The 23200-nt window shown below is 62.1% G+C and carries 19 protein-coding genes; 1 reads left to right on the plus strand and 18 read right to left on the minus strand.

Annotated features, from left to right (window positions below; translation table 11 throughout):
* Nucleotides 1-106: 106 nt before the first annotated feature.
* From phoR to PSUB009319_RS17835, 11 genes are all read right to left on the minus strand, one after another.
* Nucleotides 107-1435, minus strand: coding sequence for a phosphate regulon sensor histidine kinase PhoR (gene phoR, locus PSUB009319_RS17785; RefSeq protein ID WP_124383527.1), 1329 nt, complete (start codon nt 1433-1435; stop codon nt 107-109).
* A gap of 95 nt (nt 1436-1530) precedes the next feature.
* On the minus strand, nt 1531-2244 hold the full coding sequence (gene phoB / locus PSUB009319_RS17790) for a phosphate regulon transcriptional regulator PhoB (RefSeq protein WP_124383528.1): 714 nt from the start codon (nt 2242-2244) through the stop codon (nt 1531-1533).
* Between the two features lie 23 nt (nt 2245-2267).
* A complete protein-coding gene (phoU, locus tag PSUB009319_RS17795) occupies nt 2268-2981 on the minus strand; it encodes a phosphate signaling complex protein PhoU (RefSeq protein WP_124383529.1) in 714 nt (237 codons plus the stop codon).
* A gap of 41 nt (nt 2982-3022) precedes the next feature.
* On the minus strand, nt 3023-3814 hold the full coding sequence (pstB, locus tag PSUB009319_RS17800; protein ID WP_374704212.1) for a phosphate ABC transporter ATP-binding protein PstB: 792 nt from the start codon (nt 3812-3814) through the stop codon (nt 3023-3025).
* Complete coding sequence (pstA, locus tag PSUB009319_RS17805; RefSeq protein WP_124383531.1) at nt 3811-4695, minus strand: phosphate ABC transporter permease PstA; 885 nt, start codon at nt 4693-4695, stop codon at nt 3811-3813. Before pstA ends, pstB begins: the two co-directional genes overlap by 4 nt.
* Nucleotides 4696-4745: 50 nt before the next feature.
* The gene (pstC, locus tag PSUB009319_RS17810; RefSeq protein ID WP_124383532.1) at nt 4746-5720 is read right to left on the minus strand and encodes a phosphate ABC transporter permease PstC; all 975 of its coding nucleotides are present in this window, start codon (nt 5718-5720) and stop codon (nt 4746-4748) included.
* A 117-nt stretch (nt 5721-5837) separates the two neighbouring features.
* Nucleotides 5838-6872 carry a phosphate ABC transporter substrate-binding protein PstS gene (gene pstS / locus PSUB009319_RS17815; RefSeq protein ID WP_124383533.1) on the minus strand — a complete coding sequence of 345 codons (1035 nt, stop codon included), beginning with the start codon at nt 6870-6872 and terminating at the stop codon, nt 5838-5840.
* A 192-nt stretch (nt 6873-7064) separates the two neighbouring features.
* Nucleotides 7065-8408, minus strand: coding sequence for a phosphoglucosamine mutase (gene glmM, locus PSUB009319_RS17820; RefSeq protein WP_124383534.1), 1344 nt, complete (start codon nt 8406-8408; stop codon nt 7065-7067).
* Nucleotides 8409-8531: 123 nt separating this feature from the next.
* Nucleotides 8532-9395: a dihydropteroate synthase gene (folP, locus tag PSUB009319_RS17825; protein ID WP_148090235.1), complete on the minus strand. Its 864-nt coding sequence runs from the start codon at nt 9393-9395 to the stop codon at nt 8532-8534.
* Between the two features lie 144 nt (nt 9396-9539).
* Nucleotides 9540-11426 carry an ATP-dependent zinc metalloprotease FtsH gene (ftsH, locus tag PSUB009319_RS17830; RefSeq protein WP_124383535.1) on the minus strand — a complete coding sequence of 629 codons (1887 nt, stop codon included), beginning with the start codon at nt 11424-11426 and terminating at the stop codon, nt 9540-9542.
* Between the two features lie 131 nt (nt 11427-11557).
* Nucleotides 11558-12223 carry an RlmE family RNA methyltransferase gene (locus tag PSUB009319_RS17835; RefSeq protein ID WP_124383627.1) on the minus strand — a complete coding sequence of 222 codons (666 nt, stop codon included), beginning with the start codon at nt 12221-12223 and terminating at the stop codon, nt 11558-11560.
* A gap of 121 nt (nt 12224-12344) precedes the next feature.
* Here PSUB009319_RS17835 and PSUB009319_RS17840 point away from each other — a divergent pair, with 121 nt between their 5' ends.
* A complete protein-coding gene (locus tag PSUB009319_RS17840) occupies nt 12345-12845 on the plus strand; it encodes a YhbY family RNA-binding protein (RefSeq protein ID WP_124383536.1) in 501 nt (166 codons plus the stop codon).
* A 59-nt stretch (nt 12846-12904) separates the two neighbouring features.
* Here the strand turns inward: PSUB009319_RS17840 and PSUB009319_RS17845 are convergent, their stop codons facing one another.
* From PSUB009319_RS17845 to PSUB009319_RS17875, 7 genes are all read right to left on the minus strand, one after another.
* Nucleotides 12905-13372 carry a DUF4149 domain-containing protein gene (locus tag PSUB009319_RS17845; protein WP_124383537.1) on the minus strand — a complete coding sequence of 156 codons (468 nt, stop codon included), beginning with the start codon at nt 13370-13372 and terminating at the stop codon, nt 12905-12907.
* A 20-nt stretch (nt 13373-13392) separates the two neighbouring features.
* On the minus strand, nt 13393-13869 hold the full coding sequence (greA, locus tag PSUB009319_RS17850) for a transcription elongation factor GreA (protein WP_124383538.1): 477 nt from the start codon (nt 13867-13869) through the stop codon (nt 13393-13395).
* Nucleotides 13870-14065: 196 nt separating this feature from the next.
* Nucleotides 14066-17311 carry a carbamoyl-phosphate synthase large subunit gene (gene carB / locus PSUB009319_RS17855; protein ID WP_124383539.1) on the minus strand — a complete coding sequence of 1082 codons (3246 nt, stop codon included), beginning with the start codon at nt 17309-17311 and terminating at the stop codon, nt 14066-14068.
* A 16-nt stretch (nt 17312-17327) separates the two neighbouring features.
* Nucleotides 17328-18008, minus strand: coding sequence for a leucine efflux protein LeuE (gene leuE / locus PSUB009319_RS17860; RefSeq protein WP_124383540.1), 681 nt, complete (start codon nt 18006-18008; stop codon nt 17328-17330).
* 21 nt (nt 18009-18029) lie between these two features.
* A complete protein-coding gene (gene carA, locus PSUB009319_RS17865; RefSeq protein ID WP_124383541.1) occupies nt 18030-19166 on the minus strand; it encodes a glutamine-hydrolyzing carbamoyl-phosphate synthase small subunit in 1137 nt (378 codons plus the stop codon).
* 328 nt (nt 19167-19494) lie between these two features.
* Complete coding sequence (prpE, locus tag PSUB009319_RS17870) at nt 19495-21396, minus strand: propionate--CoA ligase (RefSeq protein ID WP_124383542.1); 1902 nt, start codon at nt 21394-21396, stop codon at nt 19495-19497.
* Nucleotides 21397-21540: 144 nt separating this feature from the next.
* Nucleotides 21541-23091 carry a transglycosylase SLT domain-containing protein gene (locus tag PSUB009319_RS17875; protein WP_124383543.1) on the minus strand — a complete coding sequence of 517 codons (1551 nt, stop codon included), beginning with the start codon at nt 23089-23091 and terminating at the stop codon, nt 21541-21543.
* Between the last annotated feature and the right edge of the window lie 109 nt (nt 23092-23200).

A 23200-nucleotide genomic window follows, 5' to 3' on the forward strand; every position in this document is an offset into this window, starting at 1 on the left:
CTCGCTGTACCTGTACATGAAAACACCCCAAAAGTTGGTGTCCAACTTTTGGGGTGCAGTTCACAACAGCGTGCTTTTTTCGTTACGCCGGAAGAATAACCGTCGATCAGGCCACGCGCTCGTCACTGACGCTGGCGCTGCGCACCACCGTGCGCTCTGGCGGAAATATGGCGCGGAAGGTGCTGCCCTTGCCGTGCTCGCTGGTCACCTGCAGCTCACCGCCGTGGCGCGACAGTACGTGCTTGACGATCGCCAGACCCAGCCCGGTGCCGCCCGTATCACGCGAACGGCTGCGATCAACGCGGTAGAAACGCTCGGTCAGACGCGGAATATGCTCGGGCGCAATGCCGATCCCCGTATCGGTGACGGAGTACACCGCGTGCCCGTCCCGCACAGCCCAGTCGAGGCGAATTTCACCGCCATCTGGCGTGTAACGCACCGCGTTGGAGGCTAGATTGCTGAATGCAGAAAGCAGTTCCAGCTCGGCGCCGCAAACGCTCACAGCGGGGTCGCACGTCATGCTGACGGTGTGCCGGCCGGCGGATAGCGCCTCGATATCATGCTGGAGTTGCAGCATCATGCGCTGCATCGGCACCGGCACGACTGACGGCGGCTCGGAATTGCCTTCCAGTGTGGCGAGCGCCAGCAGGTCTTCCACCAGATGCTGCATGCGCATGGCCTGCGTATGCATCATGTCCAGGTAGCGCTTCTTGTCTTCTTCCGGCAATGGAATGTCGCGCACCGTTTCCAGAAAGCCTGAGAGCACAGTCAGCGGCGTCTTCAGCTCGTGCGAGACGTTTGCTACAAAATCGCGGCGCATCGCCTCGGTGTTCTCCAGCTTGGTGATGTCCTGCGACACCAGCAGCTTGCGGTCTTCGCCATACGGCAAGACCTGTGCGGAGATGATGCTTTGCTTGTGCGGGCCCACGTCATGCATGGTGAGCGGCTCCTCAAACTCCCCGCGCGCCAAGTAGCGCACGAACTCCGGCCGGCGGATCAGGTGGGTAATGCGTTGGCGCAGGTCACGCTTGGCAGACAAGCCGAAGTGCTCTTCAGCCACGGCGTTGCACCATTCGATCTGGTCTTCACCGTCGAGCATCAGCACGCCGTTGGGCGACGCCTGAATGGCCTGAATGAAGCGGCTGTGCTGTTGCTCAACCTGCAGCACCTGGGTGCGCCAGCCCTTCATCAGCCGATGCAGGCGGTAGTAGACCTCGCCCCACAGGCCGAGCGCGCTGGGGATCTCGCCGTAGGCCGGCGAATCCAGCACGCGCCACAAGCGTTGGATCTGATAGATGTAATACAGGAGCATCGCCAACAGCATTGCACTGAGCAAGGCCAGCGCAACGACATGGTCGACGAAGATATACAGGCATGCCGTGACGATGCCCATCAGGGCGGCGAAGACGGCAAAGCGGGTCCAGAAGACGTTCATGAGGGCATTCTAAGCGCTGGACCGCGAGGATCGTATGCGTGCGGCGTGTGAACGCGCGCCAGGCAAGACCGATGCGCGCGTTCAATCAGAAGATGTTATTGCCCAGGGTTGCGTGCTAAACGATAGCCGCTGCCGCGCACGGTTTCGATCATGTTGCTGTAGCCACCGGGAGCCAGTGCCGCGCGCAAGCGCTTGATGTGCACGTCCACCGTACGCTCTTCCACAAACACGTGGTCGCCCCACACCTGATCGAGCAACTGCGAGCGGCTGTGCACGCGCTCCGGATGCGTCATCAGGAAATGCAGCAGGCGGAACTCGGTCGGGCCGAGGTCCAGCTTGATCGGGTTTTCCGCCTCGATGTTCATCGCCGTCACGCGGTGCGTGGCCGGGTCCAGCTTCAAACCGTTGATGGCCACCACGTCATCGGTCAGCTGCGGCGCGCGCCGGCGCAGCACTGCCTTGATGCGGGCCAGCAATTCCTTGGGCGAGAATGGCTTGGTGACATAGTCGTCCGCGCCGCTGTCCAGGCCCATGATCTTGTCCTGCTCTTCGCTGCGGGCGGTCAGCATGATGATCGGAATCTGGCGCGTGCGCTCATTGGCGCGCAGCTCCTTGGCGAACATCACGCCCGACTTGCCCGGCAGCATCCAATCCAGCAGGACGAGGTCGGGCAACACGTCGCTCATCAGCGACAGCGCCTGCTCGGCGTTGTACGCGCGGATCGGGTAATGCCCCGCGTGCTGCAGGTTGACAGCGATCAGCTCAGCGATCGCCGGTTCGTCTTCCACGACCAGAATACTGCTCGGCATACTCACGTCTCCAATCCTGCCTTTTATTCGCCCTCGCCCAGGATCTCGCGCTCCAGCGTCTCGCGCGAAGCGTGCCGGACGTCGGTTCCCTTGACGATGTAGATAATAAACTCGGCGATGTTCTTGGCGTGATCGCCAATACGCTCGATAGCCTTGGCAATGAACAGCAGATCCAGCGCCACCGAGATCGTGCGCGGGTTCTCCATCATGTACGTGATGAGTTCTCGCATGAAACCGCGGAATTCCTCATCGATGGCCTTGTCTTCCTGCAGGATCGACACAGCGGCAGCCGTGTCCAGGCGCGCGAAGGCGTCCAGCGCATGGCGCAGGATGGTCGCGGCCATCTCGCCCGAGCGCTCCACGGCAGCGTAGTTCAGTGCGTGTGCCGACGGGTCCTGCATGATGCGCTTGGTGCGCTTGGCGATCTTCTCAGCTTCATCGCCGGCGCGCTCGAGGTTGGTGATGGTCTTGGAGATGGCCATCACCAGGCGCAGATCGCGTGCAGTCGGCTGACGGCGCGCGATGATGTTGTTGCAGTCGCCGTCGATCTCGATTTCGAGCGCGTTGACTTCCAGCTCCACAGCCATGACCTGATCGCACATGGCGGTGTCGAAGTTGGCCAGGGCGCGCATCGCACGGGCGATCTGTGCTTCGACCAAGCCGCCCATCTGCAGCACCTTGGTGCTGATGGAGGTCAGGTCGGTATCAAATTGCGATGACAGATGTTTCTCGGACATCGTTTTCTCCTTGTCGTTTTAGCGTGGCAGATCAGCCAGGATCAGCCAAAACGGCCGGTGATGTAGTCTTCCGTTTCTTTGCGCTGCGGCTTGATGAAGATCTTTTCGGTGTCGCCGAATTCGATCAGCTCGCCCAGGTACATGTATGCCGTGTAGTCGGAGCAACGCGCCGCCTGCTGCATGTTATGCGTCACGATGACGACCGTATAGTCATCCTTCAGTTCGGCGATCAGCTCTTCAATCTTGCCGGTCGAGATCGGATCCAGCGCCGAACACGGCTCGTCCAGCAGCAGGACTTCCGGGCGGATGGCAATGCCGCGTGCAATGCACAGACGCTGCTGCTGACCACCCGACAGGCCGTAGCCCGACTGGTTGAGCTTGTCCTTCACTTCGTTCCACAGCGCGGCCTTGGTCAGCGCCCATTCCACGCGGTCGTCCATTTCGGAACGCGACAGGCGCTCGAACAGCTTCACACCGAAGGCGATGTTGTCGTAGATCGACATCGGGAACGGCGTCGGCTTCTGGAACACCATGCCCACCTTAGCGCGCAGCAGGGCGATATCCATGTTGGACGTCAGCAGGTTCTCGCCGTCCATGTTGATCGCACCTTCTGCACGCTGCTCGGGATACAGCCCGTACATCTTGTTGAACGTACGCAGCAGCGTCGACTTGCCGCAGCCGGAAGGGCCGATAAATGCCGTTACCTGCTTCTCGGGAATCTGCAGCGAGATGTTCTTCAGCGCGTGGAACTTGCCGTAGTAGAAGTTCAAGTCGCGAACGTCGATCTTCGGGTTCTGCGTGCGCACTTCGAGGGACGTAGCAGTCATGGTCATTTCTTCGTGAACAAGGCACGCGCGAGGATATTCAGCCCCAGCACACCCAGCGTAATCAGGAACACCCCGGCCCAGGCCAATTGCTGCCACTCGGGGAACGGGCTCATCGCAAACTTGAAGATCACGGTCGGCAGCGTGGCCACCGGCTGATTCAGGTCCAGACTCCAGAACTGGTTGTTCAACGCAGTGAAGAGCAACGGCGCGGTTTCGCCGGCAATACGGGCCACGGCCAACAGCACACCGGTAATCACGCCGGCGTACGACGCCTTGAGCGTGATCGACAGCACCATCTTCCACTTGGGCGTGCCAAGCGCCATGGCCGCTTCGCGCATCGCGTTGGGCACCAGGTTCAGCATGTTCTCTGTGGTGCGCACCACGATCGGGATCTGCAGCAGCGCCAGCGCAAGCACACCGGCAATGCCCGAGAAATGCTGCACGCGCGCCACCACGACGGCATACACGAACAGGCCGATCACGATGGACGGCGCTGACAGCAGAATGTCGTTGATGAAGCGCGTGGCGCTTGCGAGCATCGACGTCTTGCCGTACTCGGCCAGATAGATGCCGGCCAGGATGCCCAGCGGCGTGCCGATCAGCGTGGCCATGCCAACCAGCAGCAACGATCCCGCGATGGCGTTGGCCAGACCGCCTCCCGGCGTATTGGGTGCCGGCGTCATCTCTGTAAAGAGCGACATCGACAGCCCGCCCACACCCAGCGAGAGCGTGGTCCACAGAATCCACGCCAGCCACACCAGGCCGAAGGCCATGGCAGCAAGCGAGAGTGCCAGCGCAATGCCGTTGACGTTGCGGCGGCGGGCCTGCAGGCGTGCCTTGATCTTCTCAGAGTCGGCGCGAACGGCAGGGATCGAAGACGTACGCATGGTGTTGGGTCTCATGGCACTGGTCGGAGCATGCGATAGGTCGCGTTGGTTCACTTCTGGCCCTCGCCCTTCTGCAAGCGCAGAAGCAGCAGCTTGGACGCCGCCAGCACGATGAACGTGATAACGAACAGGATCAAGCCCAGCTCCATGAGCGCCGCGGTGTGCAGGCCCTGACCCGCTTCCGCAAATTCATTGGCCAGCGCCGAGGTGATGCTGTTACCCGGCGAAAACAGCGATGCATCGGACAGCAGATTGGTGTTGCCGATCACGAACGTCACGGCCATGGTTTCGCCCAGCGCACGGCCCAGGCCCAGCATCACGCCGCCTATCACGCCGGCCTTGGTGTAGGGCAGCACCACGTTCCACATGACCTCCCACGTCGTGCAACCCACACCGTAGGCCGATTCCTTGAGCAGCGTCGGCGTGATTTCGAACACGTCACGCATCACGGCCGAGATGTACGGGATGATCATGATCGCCAGGATCACGCCCGCACACAGCAAGCCGATACCGATCGGCGCGCCCTGGAACAGCACCCCGATCACAGGGATCTTGCCGACGGTCGCAGCCAGGGGCTTCTGAAAGTACTCGCCGAAGATCGGCGCAAACACGAGCAGGCCCCACATGCCGTAGACGATGGACGGCACAGCAGCAAGCAGCTCGATGGCGGTACCCAGCGGTCGGCGCAGCCACGCTGGCGACAGCTCGGTCAAAAACAGGGCAATGCCGAAGCTCACAGGCACGGCAATGATGAGCGCGATCAGCGAGGTGACCAGGGTGCCGTAGACGGGCACCAGCGCGCCATAGATGTCGGAGGGCGGATCCCACTCCGTGTTCCACAGGAACGACAGGCCGAATTTCTGAATCGTGGGCCAGGAGCTGATGATGAGCGAGACGATGATGCCGCCTAGCAGCAGCAGCGTAACGATTGCGGCAAGGCGGGTCAGACCACCAAACACCAGATCGCCGAAGCGGCTGGGTGCTCGCATACGGGAAGCGCCGGAAGAATCAGAGAGCGTGGCCATGAGGGAAACCGGTCAGCCGTGAGAGAAGCTTTTGAAATGGTGCGGGCGGCCGATTCGTACCATCCGCCCGCACCTTGTGCTGCACTTACTTACGAGCCCTTATGCAGCAGGCACCAATCAGTGGTTGTAGACAACCTTGCCCGATGCATCCTTCACGCTCGACTTCCACGTTGCGCGGATCTGGTTCTTCACAGCGTCCGGCAGCGGCACGTAGTCCAGGCTCTTGGCAGCATCGTCGCCACCCTTGTAGGCCCAGTCGAAGAACTTCATGACTTCAGCGCCCTGCTCCGGCTTGGCTTGCGTCTTGTGCAGCAGGATGAACGTTGCACCAGCGATCGGCCATGCATCCTTGCCCGGCTCGTCCGTCAGGATCTGGTAGTACGTCTTGCTCCACTCGGCGCCAGCAGCAGCTGCCTTGAAGGCTTCAGCGGTCGGCTGCACAGTGGCACCCGCCTTGTTCTGCAGGTTCACGTACGTCATCTTGTTCTGCTTGGCGTAGGCGTACTCAACGTAGCCGACTGCGCCACCCAGACGCTGCACGAAGGCGGCCACGCCTTCATTGCCCTTGCCGCCCGTACCAGTCGGCCAGTTCACGGTCGTGCCTTCGCCCACCTTGCTCTTCCACTCGGTATTCACCTTCGACAGATAGTTCGTGAAGATGAACGACGTGCCCGAGCCGTCAGCACGGCGCACCACCAGGATGTCCTGGTCCGGCAGCTTTGCCTTCGGGTTCAGCTTGGCGATGGCCGGATCATTCCACTTCTTGATCTTGCCCAGGTAGATGTCGCCCAGCAGTTGACCGTTCAGGGTCAGCTCGCCCGGCTTCACGCCTGGCAGGTTGATCACGGGCACCACGCCGCCGATCACGGTCGGGAACTGGATCAGGCCATCCTTGTTCAACTCTTCGTCCTTCAGCGGCATGTCCGATGCGCCGAAGTCGACGGTCTTGGCAGTGATCTGCTTGATGCCACCCGACGAACCGATACCTTGGTAGTTCACCTTGGTATTGGTCGCCTTGTTGTAGTCGGCAGCCCACTTGTTGTAGACCGGTGCCGGGAACGTTGCGCCTGCACCAGTAATGTCAACGGCAAATGCTGCACCAGCGAAAGCCAACGCAGCCACGCCAGCGATAGCGGTTTGGACCAGTTTCATGAGTTCTCCAGAGGAGCGGTTGAGCGATGACAGATTTTTGACACCCGAACTTTAGGCCGCTCAAATGACAGTTCCGTGACAACACGAAAACTTCTCATAACTGACCTGCAAGCCACGAAAGTCGACTCGCGCGCATAAAAAAAGCGGCCCAGAGGCCGCTTTTCTGCTTTTTTTGCTTGATCTGGCAACAACTTACTGCAACGTCGAAGCGAGCCGCTCAGCATGCTGGTTGGCCAGTTCGGCGTCCTGCGCTTCGACCATCACGCGGACGACCGGCTCTGTGCCCGACGGGCGAATCAGCACACGCCCTTTGCCATCAAGCTCGGCCTCACTGGTCTTGAGCGCAGCCTGCAGGCCCGGGTGTGATTTCCAGTCGAAACCCTTTTCGACCCGCACGTTGATGAGCTTTTGCGGGAACAGGCGAACGCCGTCCAGCATCTGATCCAGCGTCTGGCCACTGCGACGCAATGCCGCCAGCACTTGCAGCGCCGAGATGATGCCGTCGCCGGTGCTGTGCTTGTCCAAGCAGAGCAAGTGGCCCGAACCTTCGCCACCCAACAGCCAGCCGTTTTTCTTCAGTTCTTCCAGCACATAGCGGTCGCCCACCTTGGCCCGGACAAACTTAACGCCCTGCGCCTTCAGCGCCAGCTCCACGGCCAGATTGGTCATGAGCGTGCCGACTGCGCCCTGCACCGGCTGGCCCGCAGCGCGGCGCGCCTGCACCATCACGTAGAGCAGCTCGTCGCCGTTATACAGGCGGCCGTTGCGGTCCACCACCTGCAGACGATCGGCATCGCCATCGAAGGCCAGGCCGATATCGGCACCATGTTCGCGCGTGGCTTCGACCAGCTTACCTGGCGCGGTCGCGCCATAGCCATCGTTGATGTTGCGGCCGTTCGGCTGGTTACCGATCGACACCACGTCAGCACCCAGTTCATGGAAGACGTGCGGCGCAATGTGATAAGCCGCGCCATGCGCACTATCCAGCACAACCTTCATGCCGAACAGATTCAGGTCGCTCGGGAATGTGCTCTTGCAGAATTCGATATAGCGGCCGGCAGCATCCTCAATGCGGCGGGCACGACCCAGCGCGTCGGAGGCAGCGTACTCCATTGGCTTTTCCAACTCAGCTTCGATCTGGAGTTCGGTCTCATCCGGCAGCTTGTCGCCGGTAGCCGAGAAGAACTTGATACCGTTGTCGTAATACGGATTGTGCGACGCCGAGATCACCACACCCGCCGAAAGCCGCAGCGCGCGCGTGAGGTACGCGACGCCAGGCGTAGGTAGCGGCCCGCTCATCAACACGTCAACGCCAGCAGCAGTAAAGCCTGCTTCCAGCGCGGCTTCCAGCATATAGCCCGACAGGCGCGTGTCTTTGCCGATCAGCACAGTGGGCCGGCCATGGCCGTGCGCTTCACCGCCGTGAGCCAACACCCGGCCGGCAGCATAACCAAGGCGCAACACGAAATCCGGCGTGATCGGGCTTTCACCAACACGCCCGCGGATACCGTCAGTGCCGAAATACTTCCTGGACATTGGGAGTCTCTCCTGGAGAATGTTTCTTTCTTTGTTTGTAAGGCGACGGCCACTGCCGGGCAATCGTCTGTTCGCTCGACCCCCGGCCGCGTGAGGCCCGGCTGTGTGAGAGTGCTATGGCCGTCACGCCAGTGGCGGATTCACGCGTTCGTGGCGCATCGCCCACCAGATTTGAATCGCCTCCACGGTCGGCTGCACATCGTGCACCCGCACGATGAAAGCACCCCGTTCCGCTGCCAGCAGCGCTGCCGCCACACTGGCAGTAACGCGCTCGGCCGGCGGTTTGCCACCCAGCACCGCGCCCAGCGTCGACTTGCGCGACAAGCCAGCCAGCAGCGGCAAACCGAGCCGCTCGAACTGGGCTAACCGGTTGAGCATGGTCAGATTGTGATCCGGCGTCTTGCCAAAGCCAAACCCCGGATCGAGCGAGATACGCTCGACTCCCACGCCAGCGGACATCAGCGCCTCTGTCTGCTTGCGCAGGAAAGCTTCCACTTCGCCCATCAGGTCCGTATAGCTCGGCGCTTCCTGCATCGTTTCGGGGTCGCGCTGCATGTGCATCACGCACAGACCTGCGTTTCCCTCGACCACCGCCTCAATGGCACCCGGACGACGGAAACCCCAGATGTCGTTGATCAGGTCAGCGCCAGCATTCAGCGTGGCGCGCATTACCTCGGGCTTGTAAGTATCGATCGACAGCGCTTTGCCGCAATCGCGCAGCGCCTCGACGATCGGCATCACGCGGTCCAGCTCGGCCTGCAGACTCAGCGGCTCGGCGCCGGGGCGGCTCGATTCGCCACCGATGTCGATCATGTCGACGCCTTCAGCGATCAGCTGCTCGGCGTGACGCAATGCTGCATCGCGGGTGACGTGCTTGCCGCCGTCGGAAAACGAATCGGGCGTGACGTTGAGAATGCCCATGACCAATGGGCGCTGATTACGTGCGTAGCGGAAACGTCCGCACTGGAAATGCGTAGTGGTAGGGATGGAGGCAGACACGATAGCTTGATGAGAATGCAGCGCGGGACCGGAATGTTACGCCAGACGTGCAAAAAAAGGCGCCCACAAAAAAGCCGGTGCGTTTGCACCGGCTCCTCTGCGTTGCCGCCCAAGCGACAAATCAAGCAGTCATCAGGCCGTAGCCGGAACGTTGCCCGGGTTCGCGCCGGCCGGAGTACCGCCGCCCGGCGGGGTGCTGCCACCGCCGGTCGAACCGTAACGCGGCGGGCGCGGCGGCTTGCCATCCATGATGTCGTTGACCTGGTCGGCGTCGATGGTTTCCCATTCGAGCAGCGCGGCAGTCATGGCTTCCACCTTGTCGCGATTCGATTCCAGCAGGCCCTTGGCCAGCGCGTACTGCTCGTCCACGATGCGGCGGATTTCCGCGTCAACCTTCTGCTGGGTCGCCTCAGACACCGTCTTGGATGCCATACGGCCGAAGAAACCGTCCTGCTCGGTATCGACGTACACCATGGTGCCGAGCGTGTCGCTCATGCCGTAGCGCGTCACCATGTCGCGGGCCATCTTGGTGGCACGCTCAAAGTCATTGGACGCCCCAGTGCTCATCGCGCCCAGGAACACCTCTTCCGCAGCACGACCGCCAAACAGAATCGCGACCTCTTCAAGCATCGTGTCCTTATAGGCGTAATGCTTATCGTGCTCCGGCAACTGCCAGGTCAGGCCACCAGCCCAGCCGCGCGGCATGATCGTGACCTTATGCACCGGATCGGCCTTCGGCAGCAGCTTGGCGACCACCGCATGGCCTGACTCGTGATATGCCGTCGCCTTGCGCTCTTCCTCACGAATAACCGCCGACTTGCGCTCCGGCCCCATGTAGATTTTGTCCTTCGCGTCTTCGAAGTCCTGCATGTCGACCACGCGCTTGTTGCGGCGTGCGGCAAACAGCGCAGCTTCGTTGACCAGGTTGGCCAGATCCGCACCCGAGAAGCCCGGCGTGCCGCGTGCCAGCACCGATGCATCCACATCGTTGCCAATCGGCACCTTGCGCATGTGAACCTTGAGGATCTGCTCACGGCCGCGGATGTCCGGCAGGCCCACATAGACTTGGCGGTCAAAACGGCCCGGACGCAGCAGCGCCTTGTCGAGCACATCAGCGCGGTTGGTTGCCGCAATCACGATGACGCCGGAGTTGGCCTCGAAGCCATCCATCTCGACCAGCATCTGGTTCAGGGTCTGTTCGCGCTCGTCGTTGCCGCCACCCATGCCGGCGCCACGATGGCGGCCGACCGCATCGATTTCGTCGATGAATACGATGCAGGGGGCTTGCTTCTTGGCATTCTCGAACATGTCGCGCACGCGGGCTGCACCCACGCCAACGAACATTTCAACGAAGTCCGAGCCGGAGATGCTGAAGAACGGCACTTTGGCTTCACCCGCAATGGCACGTGCCAGCAGCGTCTTACCCGTACCTGGAGGGCCGACCAGCAGTACGCCGCGCGGGATACGCCCACCCAATTTCTGGAATTTCTGCGGGTCTTTCAGGAAGTCGACCAGCTCGACAACTTCCTCCTTCGATTCGTCACACCCTGCCACGTCAGCAAACGTGACGCTATTGTTGTTCTCGTCGATCAGACGTGCGCGGGATTTGCCGAAGGAGAAGGCACCACCTTTCCCGCCACCTTGCATCTGCCGCATCATGTAGAACCAGAACACGATGATCAACAGCGTGGGACCGAGGTAGTAAAGCGCAGTGAGGAGCACACCTTGCTCTTCTTCCGCCTTGCCGGTCACTTGCACACCGTACTTCATCAGATCGCCGACCATCCAGATGTCGCCCGGCGAGATGATGGAATACTTGTTGCCCTCGTTGGGCGTGACCAACAGCGTACGACCCTGGACCTCGACACGCTTGACCTTGCCGCCCTTCGCGTCATCCATGAATTGCGAGTACGTCACGCCCTCTTGGGCGCGCGGCTTGTCGAACTGCTTGAAGACGGTGAACAGCACCAAGGCAATCACCAGCCAGATGGCCGCCTTCTGAAACCAGTTGTTATTCAAGGCGAGACTCCTTTAGAAATGCCTTGACGGGATGCTTGGCATTGTAATGCACGGACACCGCCGCGGGTTGATTGCCCGCAAGACCGCAAGACCACCGCTTCACCCGGGGGCCCCTTCCTGGGTATCGTCCGTCAGCCGGGATGCTTGAGCTGGCGGCCCAGCAGAAACGTTTCGGACGATTTGTCGCGGGAGGCTTTAGGCTTGCGCGGCGCCACGATCTTGAAATGGCGCTTGAACATCTCGACGATCTGACTATAGCCGCTGCCGTGAAAACATTTGATCAGCAGCGCGCCTTCAGGTTTCAGGTGCGCCATGGCAAATTCCACAGCCAGCTCGGCGATGTGCTCCATGCGCGCGGCGTCTGCCGACGCCACACCTGAGAGGTTGGGGGCCATATCGGACAAAACAAGGTCCACTTTGCCCCCACCGGTGGCCTCTAGCACGATTTCTTCCAATTGGCGGAAAACATCGTCCTCGCGAAAGTCACCCTGGATGAACTCGACGTCCGCAATGGCTTCCATGGGGAGAATGTCAATGGCAACGATGGCGCCATCAATGCGACCGTCCTTGGCGCGCGGTGAGGCGGCCAGCTTGTTGCGCACATACTGACTCCAACTGCCCGGCGCAGCGCCCAAATCAACGATGACTTGACCCGGCTTGATCAGCTTGTCCTGCTCGTCGATCTCTTTGAGCTTGTAGGCAGCGCGCGCGCGATAACCCTCGCGCTGCGCCAGCTTTACATATGGATCGTTGATATGGTCGTGCAGCCACGACTGATTGAACTTGTTCTTTGCCATCGAATTGGTTGCACGAATTGGTTGCAATTTCGCCCAAATGCAGCGCCAAACATGGCGGCCAGGACTGATTTTGGCGGATAATACGCGCCGTTTGTCTTTTTGCGCGATCCCGCCCTTATTTATGCCCGCCCTTATCCTCACCCCTGCCCAACGATCGGAACTGCGCTCGGAAGCGCACGCGTTGAACCCGGTCGTCATCATCGGTGCGGAGGGCCTGACCAAGGCCGTTCTGGCCGAAATCGACCGCTCGCTGGCGGCCCACGGGCTGATCAAGATTCGCGTCTTTGGCGATGACCGCGAAGCACGTATCGAACTCTATGACACCATCTGCGCCCGCCTGCAGGCCGCACCCGTGCAGCACATCGGCAAGCTGCTGGTGATCTGGCGTGAAGGTCCGGCCTACCTGAAGGAAAACCAGCCGCGAGACCTCAAGCCGCCGCGCAAGACCACCATTGGCGCAGGCCCGCGTTCGGTCACCGTGCGCAAGCCGAACCCGAACAGTGCTCGCCGCCCGAAGCCGGTTCGCCTGAGCGTGCTCGGCAACGAACGTGTCACGGCCGGTGGCAACGTCAAGCGTGCCAAACCCCGTCAAGCCAGCCAGAAGAAGAAGGCGCTGTCCTGATCTGACTCAGAGCCCGTACAGAAAACGACCGGCTTTTCAGCCGGTCTTTTTTTTCGCCCTCAAGCGGTTTGCCGTACACCTGCTGTCTTCCAGATCAGCGCCAAGCCAAGCAGGCTTTGCGCCAGATAAAACACGCTCGACACACCATGCAGCAGGCCAAACTGCGCACGGTAAGGCGAATCCCCCACCGCTACGCCGAGCGCATCGGCCTGTTGGCGCAGCGAAGCCATGAACGGCTGCAGGCCGAAATACCCCACTAGCACGCACAACAGCATCGCCAGCACCAGCCAGCGTAGCCGCTTGTAACCCGCCTGCCCGCGCCGCACCAGCGCTGTGGCCGCCAGCAGCAACAAACAGCCAGTCGCAAGGCCGATCCATGCCTCGGCATGAAACAACCGGCCGGCAATCGCGCCGGCCAACTGGCGATCATCGAGCGTGGCAAACAGCGTCGGCGCGACGATGTAGCCAATGGTCCAGAGCGATCCGCACCATACCGTGGCAAGCAACTGGAAGAAGCGCTGCGGCATGGCGGTCGTCTCGGCTTGGGTTAAAGGTACTTGACGGCCAGGACTTCGTATTCGCGCTCACCGCCAGGGGCGACCACGGTGGCGACGTCGCCTTCGAACTTGCCGATCAGCGCACGGGCGATCGGAGAGCTGATGGAGATCTTGCCGGTTTCCAAGTCCGCCTCGTCATCGCCGACGATCTGATAAGTGACAGGCTTGCCCGAATCGAGGTCTTCCAGGTCAATGGTGGCACCAAAGACCACGCGGCCTTCGGCATCGAGTTCGGACGGATCGATGATATTCGCGGCCGACAACTTGCCTTCGATTTCCTGGATGCGGCCTTCGATGAAACCCTGGCGCTCCTTGGCGGCATCGTAATCGGCGTTTTCAGACAGGTCGCCTTGGGCACGTGCCTCGGCGATGGCGTTGACGACGGCCGGACGCTCCTTGGTCTTCAGACGTTGGAGTTCGTCTTTCAGCATCTCGGCACCGCGCTTGGTGATCGGAATGGTGCTCATGTTGAATAATTCAGAATCACAAAAAAATCAGCCGCTGCGAAGCGGGAGGGCGCGTAGCGCACACCCGCCTGACGGCGGCTGTCGTTGTTTTGACACGGACGCTCTAGTGTAGGCGAACCGCCCGGAGGCGGCAACTGCCTCACTCCGGGCGGTTCAGCGCGACGCTATGCCGCGTCGCGGGGCCCTGATGATGGGCTTACAGCGTCGCGTGCAGGCCCTGCAGGTCATACACATCCAGGTGTTGCATGTGCTTCAGACCTTCCACTGCGGCGCGCGCGCCAGCAATGGTCGTGTAGTACGTCACACGCTGGGCCAGCGCGGCCTGACGGATGGAACGCGAGTCGGCAATTGCGGCACGCGTCTCGTCAACGGTCGTGAACACGAGGGCGATCTCGCTGTTCTTGATCATATCGACGATATGCGGACGGCCGTCCTTCACCTTGTTGACCACACGCACCGGAATGCCTGCGGCTTCGATGGCCGAGGCCGTGCCGCGCGTCGCCACGATCGGGTAGCCCAGCGTGTGCAGCGCACGGGCGACTTCCACCGCTTGCGGCTTGTCGCTGTCCTTGACCGTCATCAGCACGGTGCCCTTCTCGGGCAGGCGCGAACCAGCGGCGAGCTGGCTCTTGAACAGCGCCTCGCCGAAGGTCTTGCCGACGCCCATCACTTCACCGGTCGAGCGCATCTCCGGTCCAAGCACCGGGTCCACGCCCGGGAACTTGTTGAACGGGAACACGGCCTCCTTGACGCTGTAGTACGACGGCACGACTTCCGTTTCGATGCCTTGCGAATCGAGCGACTGGCCAGCCATGCAGCGCGCGGCCACCTTGGCCAGCGAGATGCCGGTTGCCTTCGACACGTACGGCACCGTGCGCGAGGCGCGCGGGTTCACTTCGAGCACGTAGACAATGTCTTCGCCGCCCTTCTGCTGGATGGCGAACTGCACGTTCATCAGGCCAACCACGTTCAGGGCCTTGGCCATCGCGGCGGTCTGGCGCTTGAGTTCGTCAACCGTGGCTTGCGACAGCGAGTACGGCGGCAACGAGCAAGCGGAGTCGCCCGAGTGCACGCCCGCCTGTTCGATGTGCTCCATCACGCCGCCGATAAACACGCGCTTGCCGTCAGAGAGGCAATCCACGTCGCATTCGATGGCGTCGTTCAGGAAGCGGTCGAGCAGCACCGGGCTGTCGTTCGACACCTTCACGGCCTCGCGCATGTAGCGCTCGAGATCGCGCGGCTCGTGCACGATTTCCATCGCACGGCCACCCAGCACGTACGACGGGCGCACCACCAGCGGGTAGCCGATTTCTTCGGCCAGCTTGAGCGCTTCGTCTTCGGCGCGCGCCGTGCGATTGGGCGGCTGACGCAAGCCCAGCTCGTGCAGCAGCTTCTGAAAGCGCTCGCGGTCTTCAGCCGCATCGATCATGTCCGGCGACGTACCGATGATGGGCACGCCGTTGGCTTCCAGGTCGAGCGCGAGCTTCAGCGGCGTCTGGCCGCCGTACTGCACGATCACGCCGACCGGCTTTTCCTTGTCGACGATCTCGAGCACGTCTTCGAGCGTGACGGGCTCGAAGTACAGGCGGTCGGACGTGTCGTAATCGGTCGAAACTGTTTCCGGGTTGCAGTTGACCATGATGGTCTCGTACCCGTCTTCGCGCAGCGCCAGCGCGGCGTGCACGCAGCAGTAGTCGAACTCGATACCCTGGCCGATCCGGTTCGGGCCGCCGCCCAGCACCATGATCTTCTTGTTATTGGTGGGCTCGGCTTCGCACTCGCCGTGCTCGGCCTCGTAGGTCGAGTACAAGTAAGCCGTATTGGTGGCGAACTCGGCCGCGCAGGTGTCCACGCGCTTGTAGACCGGGCGGACCTTCTCGGCGATACGCTTCTCGCGCACGGCCTTCGCCGTCGTCTTCATCAACTTGGCCAAACGACGGTCGGAGAAACCCTTCTGCTTGAGCAAACGCAGTTCGGCAGCCGACAGGCTATCGAGCGCGCGCGCCTTCACCAGCGTTTCAGTCTTGACGATGTCCTCGATCTGCGCGAGGAACCACGGGTCCACAGCCGTCTCGGAGTAGACCTCGTCAATCGACAGGCCCAGGCGGAATGCGTCACCCAGATACCAGATGCGGTCGGGGCCGGCTTCGCCGATCTCCTCGATGACCTCGTCGCGGTCGGCGGATTTCTCATCCAGCCCGTCCACGCCGACTTCCAGGCCGCGCAGCGCTTTCTGGAACGATTCCTGGAAGGTACGGCCCATGGCCATCACCTCGCCCACCGACTTCATCTGCGTGGTCAGGTGGCTGTCGGCCTGCGGGAATTTTTCGAACGCGAAACGCGGCACCTTGGTGACCACGTAGTCGATCGACGGCTCGAACGACGCCGGGGTCGCGCCGCCGGTGATCTCGTTCTTCAGCTCGTCCAGCGTGTAGCCCACGGCCAGCTTGGCGGCAACCTTGGCGATCGGGAAACCGGTGGCCTTCGAGGCCAGCGCCGACGAACGCGACACGCGCGGGTTCATCTCGATCACGATCATCCGGCCATCTTGCGGATTGATCGAGAACTGGACGTTCGAGCCGCCGGTATCGACACCGATTTCACGCAGCACAGCCAGCGAGGCGTTACGCAGGATCTGATATTCCTTGTCGGTCAGCGTCTGCGCCGGGGCCACGGTGATGGAGTCACCGGTGTGGATGCCCATCGGGTCGAGGTTTTCGATCGAGCAGACGATGATGCAGTTGTCGGCGCGGTCGCGCACGACTTCCATCTCGTATTCCTTCCAGCCGAGCAGCGATTCTTCAATCAGCAGCTCGTTGGTCGGCGAGAGGTCCAGGCCGCGCTTGCAGATCTCTTCAAATTCTTCGCGGTTGTAAGCGATGCCGCCGCCCGTGCCGCCCAGCGTGAACGACGGACGGATCACGATCGGGTAGCCGCTGGTGCCGGTTTCCTTGGCGATTTGCGACTGCACGGCCACGGCTTCGTCCATCGAATGCGCAATGCCCGACTTGGCCGAACCCAGGCCGATCTTGGTCATTGCATCCTTGAACTTCTGGCGGTCTTCGGCCTTGTCGATGGCCTCGGGCGACGCACCGATCAGTTCGACGTTGTACTTGGCCAGCACGCCGTGGCGGTGCAGGTCCAGCGCGCAGTTCAGCGCGGTCTGGCCACCCATGGTCGGCAGAATCGCGTCCGGGCGCTCCTTGGCGATGATGCGCTCGACCACTTCCCAGGTGATCGGCTCGATGTAGGTCACATCGGCCGTGCTCGGGTCGGTCATGATGGTGGCCGGGTTGCTATTGACCAGGACCACCTTGAAGCCCTCCTCGCGCAGCGCCTTGCAAGCCTGCGCGCCGGAGTAATCGAATTCACACGCCTGGCCGATGATGATCGGACCTGCGCCGATGATCAGGATGGTTTTGATATCTGTACGTTTTGGCATAACCCGCTCGATTCGATTAATTCAGTGTGGCCGTCGCCAGCTTGGCGGAAAAGCCGATAAACATGGCGCCGACGCCGCTGCTCATACCGGCAGACAGTCGTCGTCGCGCGCGGAACGCCGCGGCCAGCCGCGCGCCCACGAAGATGATGGTGGTCAGGTACAGGAAGCTGCAGACTTGGCAGACCAGCCCCAGCACGACGAACGACACCACCGGCAACGCGAAGTGCGGATCGACGAACTGGATGAAGAACGAGATGAAAAACAGGATCGCCTTCGGGTTCAACAGGCTGATGATCAGCGCCTTCTTGAACGGATTCGCTTCGTCTCGCTCGGTTGCCACTGCGCTCTGGTCAACCGCGCTGCCCTGTTGGCGAGCTCGCCAGTTGCGCACGGCACCTCGCAGCATCTGCAGGCCGATCCACGCCAGATACGCCGCACCGATGTACTTCACGGCGTAAAACAGCGCCGGGCTCGCCTTCAATAGCGAAGCCACGCCCGCTGCCGACAGCACCATCAGAATGGCGTCGCCCAGAAACACGCCGCACGCGCCCTGGTAGCCCGCGCGCACACCGCGGCGGGCCGCCACCGACAGCACGTACATCGAATTCGGCCCCGGCAGCAGCACGATGAAGATCGTGCCGAGCAGGAAGGTCCAGAACTCGGTGACGCCGAAGTGGGCGAGCATGAAGGCGTTCATGGGGATGCGTTCTCGTTTGTGTTACTGCTTCGCTGCGTCCATCGCTGCAGTGAAGCGGTCGAACAGGTACGCGATGTCGTGCGGACCGGGCGACGCTTCCGGGTGACCCTGGAAGCAGAACGCCGGGCGGTCGGTCAGTTCGAAGCCCTGCAGCGTGCCATCAAACAGCGAGACGTGCGTCACGCGTGCATTGGCCGGCAGCGATGCCGGGTCCACCGCAAAACCGTGGTTCTGCGAGGTGATGACCACGCGGCCGTCCTGCAAATCCTTGACCGGGTGGTTGGCGCCGTGGTGACCGGTCTTCATCTTGAGCGTCTTGGCGCCGACGGCCAGGCCCATGATCTGGTGCCCCAGGCAGATGCCGAACGTCGGGATGCGGCGCTCAAGGAACGCCTTCGTGGCGGCGATGGCGTAATCGCACGGCTCCGGATCACCAGGGCCGTTGGAGAGGAACACGCCGTCCGGGTTGTGCGCCAGCACATCGGCGGCACTGGTTTGCGCCGGCACCACCGTCACGCGACAGCCGCGCTCGGCCAGCATGCGCAGGATGTTGAACTTGACGCCAAAGTCATACGCAACCACGTGGTACTTCGGAGCCTCCTGCTTGCCGTAGCCGCGGCCCAGCGCCCATTCGGTCTGGGTCCACTCGTACGGCTCTGCAACAGACACCACTTTCGCCAGATCCATGCCCGACAGGCCCGGGAACGAGCGCGCCAGGTCGATCGCCTTCTGCACGTTGTCTTCGCCGGCCAGGATGCAGCCGTTCTGGGCGCCCTTCTCGCGCAGGATGCGCGTCAGCTTGCGGGTGTCGATGCCGGCAATGGCAACGACTTTCTCGCCCTTCAGGTAGTGCGAGAGCGAATGCTCCTTGCGGAAGTTCGACGCGAGCAGCGGCAGATCCTTGATGATGAGGCCGGCGGCATGGACTTTCGTGGCTTCGACGTCCTCACGATTCACGCCAACGTTGCCGATATGCGGGTACGTAAGCGTGACGATCTGGCGCGAGTAGCTCGGATCGGTAAGGATTTCCTGATAGCCGGTGATGGCGGTGTTGAACACCACTTCGCCGATCGTATGACCGGCCGCACCGATGGAATAGCCACGAAAGACCGTGCCGTCTGCAAGCGCGAGAATGGCGGGCGGGAAAGACGGCAACACGGGTAGCTCCTGCTGGATTCACCCTGTGCCGACCTGAACACCTTGGCGCCGAAGCGGAATTCCGGCTGCGCGGAATCCGGGCCGTTTGCGCGTCGGGACTGGGGCAAAACTCACCAAGAAACGAGGCAGACGGGGCGGTAGGCGGGAGGTAGGAAGCGGTTGGCGCTAGGGTGATGGGTTTCTGAACTCAAACCTGACGATTATACCCGCGCACCGCAAAAAACTCAATAAAAGGAAGGACTTAACGCCGAGTACCGCGTGAATTGTGACGTCCCGCAGTGCTCGCGAAGCCAGTTCCCGGCTGGCGAAAACGTCACTTTCTCCGGCCTTACTCCCCGCGCAACGCCGCCCGCACCTGCGCCAGCGCGGTGGGATCTTCAATGGTCGTCAGGTCACCCGGATCGCGCCCCTCCGCCACCGCCTGCATCGCGCGGCGCAGCAGCTTGCCGGAACGCGTCTTGGGCAACGCCGCGACAAAAAACACGCGTGAAGGCCGCGCCACCGCGCCCAACTGCGCCTCGACCGTGCGCATCAGTTCGCCCTCCAGCGCCAAGCGGTCTTCCGGATTGGCAACGCGCGACGCATCACGCACGATGGCAAACCCCATTGCCACCTGCCCTTTGAGTTGATCGGCCACGCCCACCACCGCCACCTCGGCGACAGCGGGATGCGACGACAGGCTCTCTTCGATCTCACGCGTACCCAGGCGGTGGCCCGCTACGTTGATCACATCATCGGTGCGACCGAGAATGGTGACGTAACCCTCTGCGTCGCGCACCCCCCAGTCAAAACTCGAATAGATGTGCCGGCCGGGGAACGCAGACCAGTATGTGTTCAGGAAGCGCGCGTCGTCTCCCCAGACGGTGGTCATGCAACCTGGCGGCAGCGGCGCGGCGACGGCCACCAAGCCTTTCTCGCCGGGGGTACAGGGCTCACCGGTCGCCTCATCCAGGATGTCGAGCTTGTAGCCGTAGACCGGAAAACCGGGCGAACCGATCTTCTGCGTCGATGGCTCCACGCCCTGAGGGATGGCAAGCATCGGCCAGCCAGTTTCGGTCTGCCAATAGTTATCGACGATGGGCTTGTGCAGGGCTTCGCCGATCCAGTGTGCGGTCGGCTCATCCAGCGGCTCACCGGCCAGGAACAGGCGTCGCAGGCTCGACAGATCATGCCGCTGCAGCAGCGCCGGGTCCTGCTTCTTGAGCACGCGAATAGCCGTCGGCGCGGTGAACATCACATTCACGCGGTACTGCTCGACGATGCGCCACCAGATCGCGCCGTCAGGGCGAATCGGCGTGCCTTCGTACATAACCGTCGTCAGGCCTGCAAGCAACGGCGCATAGACGATGTAGCTGTGCCCCACCACCCAGCCAACATCCGACGCCGTAAACATCGTGTCGCCGGCCTGTGCGCCGAAGATGAGCGGCACGGACGCGGCCAACGCCACCGCATAGCCGCCGGTGTCGCGCTGCACGCCTTTCGGTTTGCCGGTCGTGCCCGAGGTGTAGAGGATGTACGAAGGCTCGCTCGCTTCCATCCATTCGCACGGCACATCGGCATCAGCGTGCTGCGCGGCGAGCGTTGCGTAATCGGCATCACGCGCGGCGTGCTGCACTGGCGCGAGATTGCGATTCACCATCAGCACGCGCTCGGGCTTGTGCGCCGCTAAATCGATGGCCGCGTCGAGCAGCGGCTTGTACGCCACCACCTTGCCAGCGCGCGAGCCCGCGTCCGCGCTGATGATGACGCGTGGCGTCGCGTCGTCGATGCGCGTGGCGAGGCTGTTGGACGCGAAGCCCCCGAACACCACCGAATGAATCGCCCCAATACGTGCACAGGCCAGCATGGCGAATGCGGCCTCGGGAATCATCGGCAGATAGATCAGCACGCGATCACCGCGCTTGACGCCCAGCGCCTGAAGGCTGGCGGCCATGCGGTTCACCTCGCGATAAAGCTGGCGATACGTGAACGAGGTCTCGACCCCTGTTTCGGTGGAGACATACACAAGCGCCACCTGCTCGCCGCGCGTGGCGAGATGCCGGTCGACGGCGTTATGGCACAGGTTGATACGCCCGCCCACAAACCACCGCGCAAACGGAAGGCGCGAATCATCAAGGACAGCGGAATACGGCGTTTGCCACTCGACGCGCCGGGCCTGCTCACCCCAAAAGCCAGCGGGATCGTCAATGGAACGCTGATACAGCGCGCGGTATGCGGCGGACATGGGCATGACGTTGTCTCCTGGCCATCGTGTGCGACGGCTCAATCTTGGGTGTGCTCGATGCGACTACTTTGCGATCGTCAACTTACGCAGGTCTTACCGCCGCCCCAAAACAAAACGGCGCCCCGCAGGACGCCGTTTCTCATGCCAGCCTTAGCGCTTCTTGCGCTTGACCGAGGTCGATGAGGCTGCCACCGGTTTAGCTTTGACCACGGGTTTGCCGGCCACCTTCGCGGTCGGCACGCGTGTGGTTGCCGCGGTGGCACGCGACGTTGTGGCTGACACGCGCATCACGCGCACACGTCCGCCGCGACCGCCACCGCTCGCTTGCGGCAGCATCAGCACGACGCTGCGGCCCTTGGGAATGGCGTCGCCGGGCAACTGATTCCAGGCCCGGATCTGTGCGACCGACACGCCGTAGCGCCGCGACAGGCCGGCAACCGTGTCGCGCTTGCCCGCGCGCACCACCACCTTTCTCAGGTCCGGCATGTCGGGCTCGACCGCCATGGTGGCGTTCTCAGCCAGCTCGGGGCTGATGTCGGGCGCGTTTTCCTGGGCGCCGTCGGCACGGGGCACCACCACGGTGGACCCGGCCTTCAGACGCATGCCCTTCGGGATGCGATTGATCTCGCGAATGGTGTCGGGGTCGACCTTCAGGCGTGCCGCCAACGCTTCCACACGTTCGCGATTGCCAACCGTCACGGCCGTCCAGCTGGACAGACCTCCACGATAGGTATTCAGGTTGTATTGGAACGTTTCCGCGTTGTCGTACGGCAGCAGGATCTGCGGGTTCGACGCCCCCAGGATGACCGGCCGGTTGAACGACGGATTCAACGCCTTGAATTCGTCCATCGGCAGGTTGGCCAGTTTGGCCGCCAGCGTCACATCAATGTCACGCGAAGTGGTGACGGTGACAAAGTATGGATGGTTCGGGATCTCCGGCAACGTGACGCCGTAACGCTCCGGGTTGGCAATGATGTTTTTCACTGCTTGGAGCTTGGGCACATACATGCGCGTCTCGGCGGGCATATTCAGGTTGACGTAATCCGTCGCCAGGCCCGCGGCCTGGTTGCGCGCAATCGCCCGCGCGACCGCGCCCTCGCCCCAGTTGTAGGCGGCCAGGGCAAGTTGCCAGTCGCCAAACTGGTCGTGCAACTTGGAAAGATAGTCAAGCGCAGCGTCGGTCGAGGCCAGCACATCGCGGCGTTCGTCCTGGAATACGTTCTGCTTGAGGTTATAGGTTTTGCCTGTGCTCGGGATGAACTGCCACATCCCGGCGGCCTTGGCGCTCGACACAGCCTGCGGGTTGAACGCGCTTTCCACGAACGGCAGTAGCGCCAGCTCGGTGGGCATATTGCGCCGCTCCAGCTCTTCGACGATGTGATACAGGTAGCGATTGGAGCGATCCACCATGCGGCGGAAGGCGTCCGGGCGCTGCGCATACCAGTCGGTACGATCGTCCACGGCCGAGCTTTGCAGATCGGGCATGGAGAAACCCTGGCGAATGCGCGCCCAAAGATCCTTGGCTGGCCCTTTCAGGGAAGCCACGGCCTGCTGATCGACATTGACGACCGGCGCAGAAGCCTGGCCGGCGAAAGTGGAGGCGCCAGTGCTGGCTGTGTCGGCATTCGGCCCGGGGGCCGTAGCACAGGCCGCGAGGAGCAGACTGAGCACAGTTGCCGCAAGAAGTCGCACGGATCGCATCAAGTTCTGAGGGGTTAGGGCTAAAAATTGCCCCAGATAGTAAGAAACGCATCCAACCGCGTCAACCCACGTTCACCCGGCGTTGCACCTGCCGAATGCGTCACATCGG

It is taken from the genome of Ralstonia sp. SET104, assembly GCF_003851545.1.
Taxonomy (GTDB): domain Bacteria; phylum Pseudomonadota; class Gammaproteobacteria; order Burkholderiales; family Burkholderiaceae; genus Ralstonia.

Coding starts and splice junctions, on each gene's coding strand:
- greA (WP_124383538.1), bottom strand. CDS start 13,869: ATGAGCACCATTCCGATCACCAAGCGCGGTGCCGAGATGCTGAAAGAC.
- PSUB009319_RS17845 (WP_124383537.1), bottom strand. CDS start 13,372: ATGCCGCAGCGCTTCTTCCAGTTGCTTGCCACGGTATGGTGCGGATCG.
- phoU (WP_124383529.1), bottom strand. CDS start 2,981: ATGTCCGAGAAACATCTGTCATCGCAATTTGATACCGACCTGACCTCC.
- leuE (WP_124383540.1), bottom strand. CDS start 18,008: ATGAACGCCTTCATGCTCGCCCACTTCGGCGTCACCGAGTTCTGGACC.
- PSUB009319_RS17835 (WP_124383627.1), bottom strand. CDS start 12,223: ATGGCAAAGAACAAGTTCAATCAGTCGTGGCTGCACGACCATATCAAC.
- PSUB009319_RS17840 (WP_124383536.1), top strand. CDS start 12,345: ATGCCCGCCCTTATCCTCACCCCTGCCCAACGATCGGAACTGCGCTCG.
- pstB (WP_374704212.1), bottom strand. CDS start 3,814: ATGACCATGACTGCTACGTCCCTCGAAGTGCGCACGCAGAACCCGAAG.
- PSUB009319_RS17875 (WP_124383543.1), bottom strand. CDS start 23,091: ATGCGATCCGTGCGACTTCTTGCGGCAACTGTGCTCAGTCTGCTCCTC.
- phoB (WP_124383528.1), bottom strand. CDS start 2,244: ATGCCGAGCAGTATTCTGGTCGTGGAAGACGAACCGGCGATCGCTGAG.
- phoR (WP_124383527.1), bottom strand. CDS start 1,435: ATGAACGTCTTCTGGACCCGCTTTGCCGTCTTCGCCGCCCTGATGGGC.
- pstC (WP_124383532.1), bottom strand. CDS start 5,720: ATGGCCACGCTCTCTGATTCTTCCGGCGCTTCCCGTATGCGAGCACCC.
- glmM (WP_124383534.1), bottom strand. CDS start 8,408: ATGTCCAGGAAGTATTTCGGCACTGACGGTATCCGCGGGCGTGTTGGT.
- prpE (WP_124383542.1), bottom strand. CDS start 21,396: ATGCCCATGTCCGCCGCATACCGCGCGCTGTATCAGCGTTCCATTGAC.
- pstA (WP_124383531.1), bottom strand. CDS start 4,695: ATGCGTACGTCTTCGATCCCTGCCGTTCGCGCCGACTCTGAGAAGATC.
- pstS (WP_124383533.1), bottom strand. CDS start 6,872: ATGAAACTGGTCCAAACCGCTATCGCTGGCGTGGCTGCGTTGGCTTTC.
- carB (WP_124383539.1), bottom strand. CDS start 17,311: ATGCCAAAACGTACAGATATCAAAACCATCCTGATCATCGGCGCAGGT.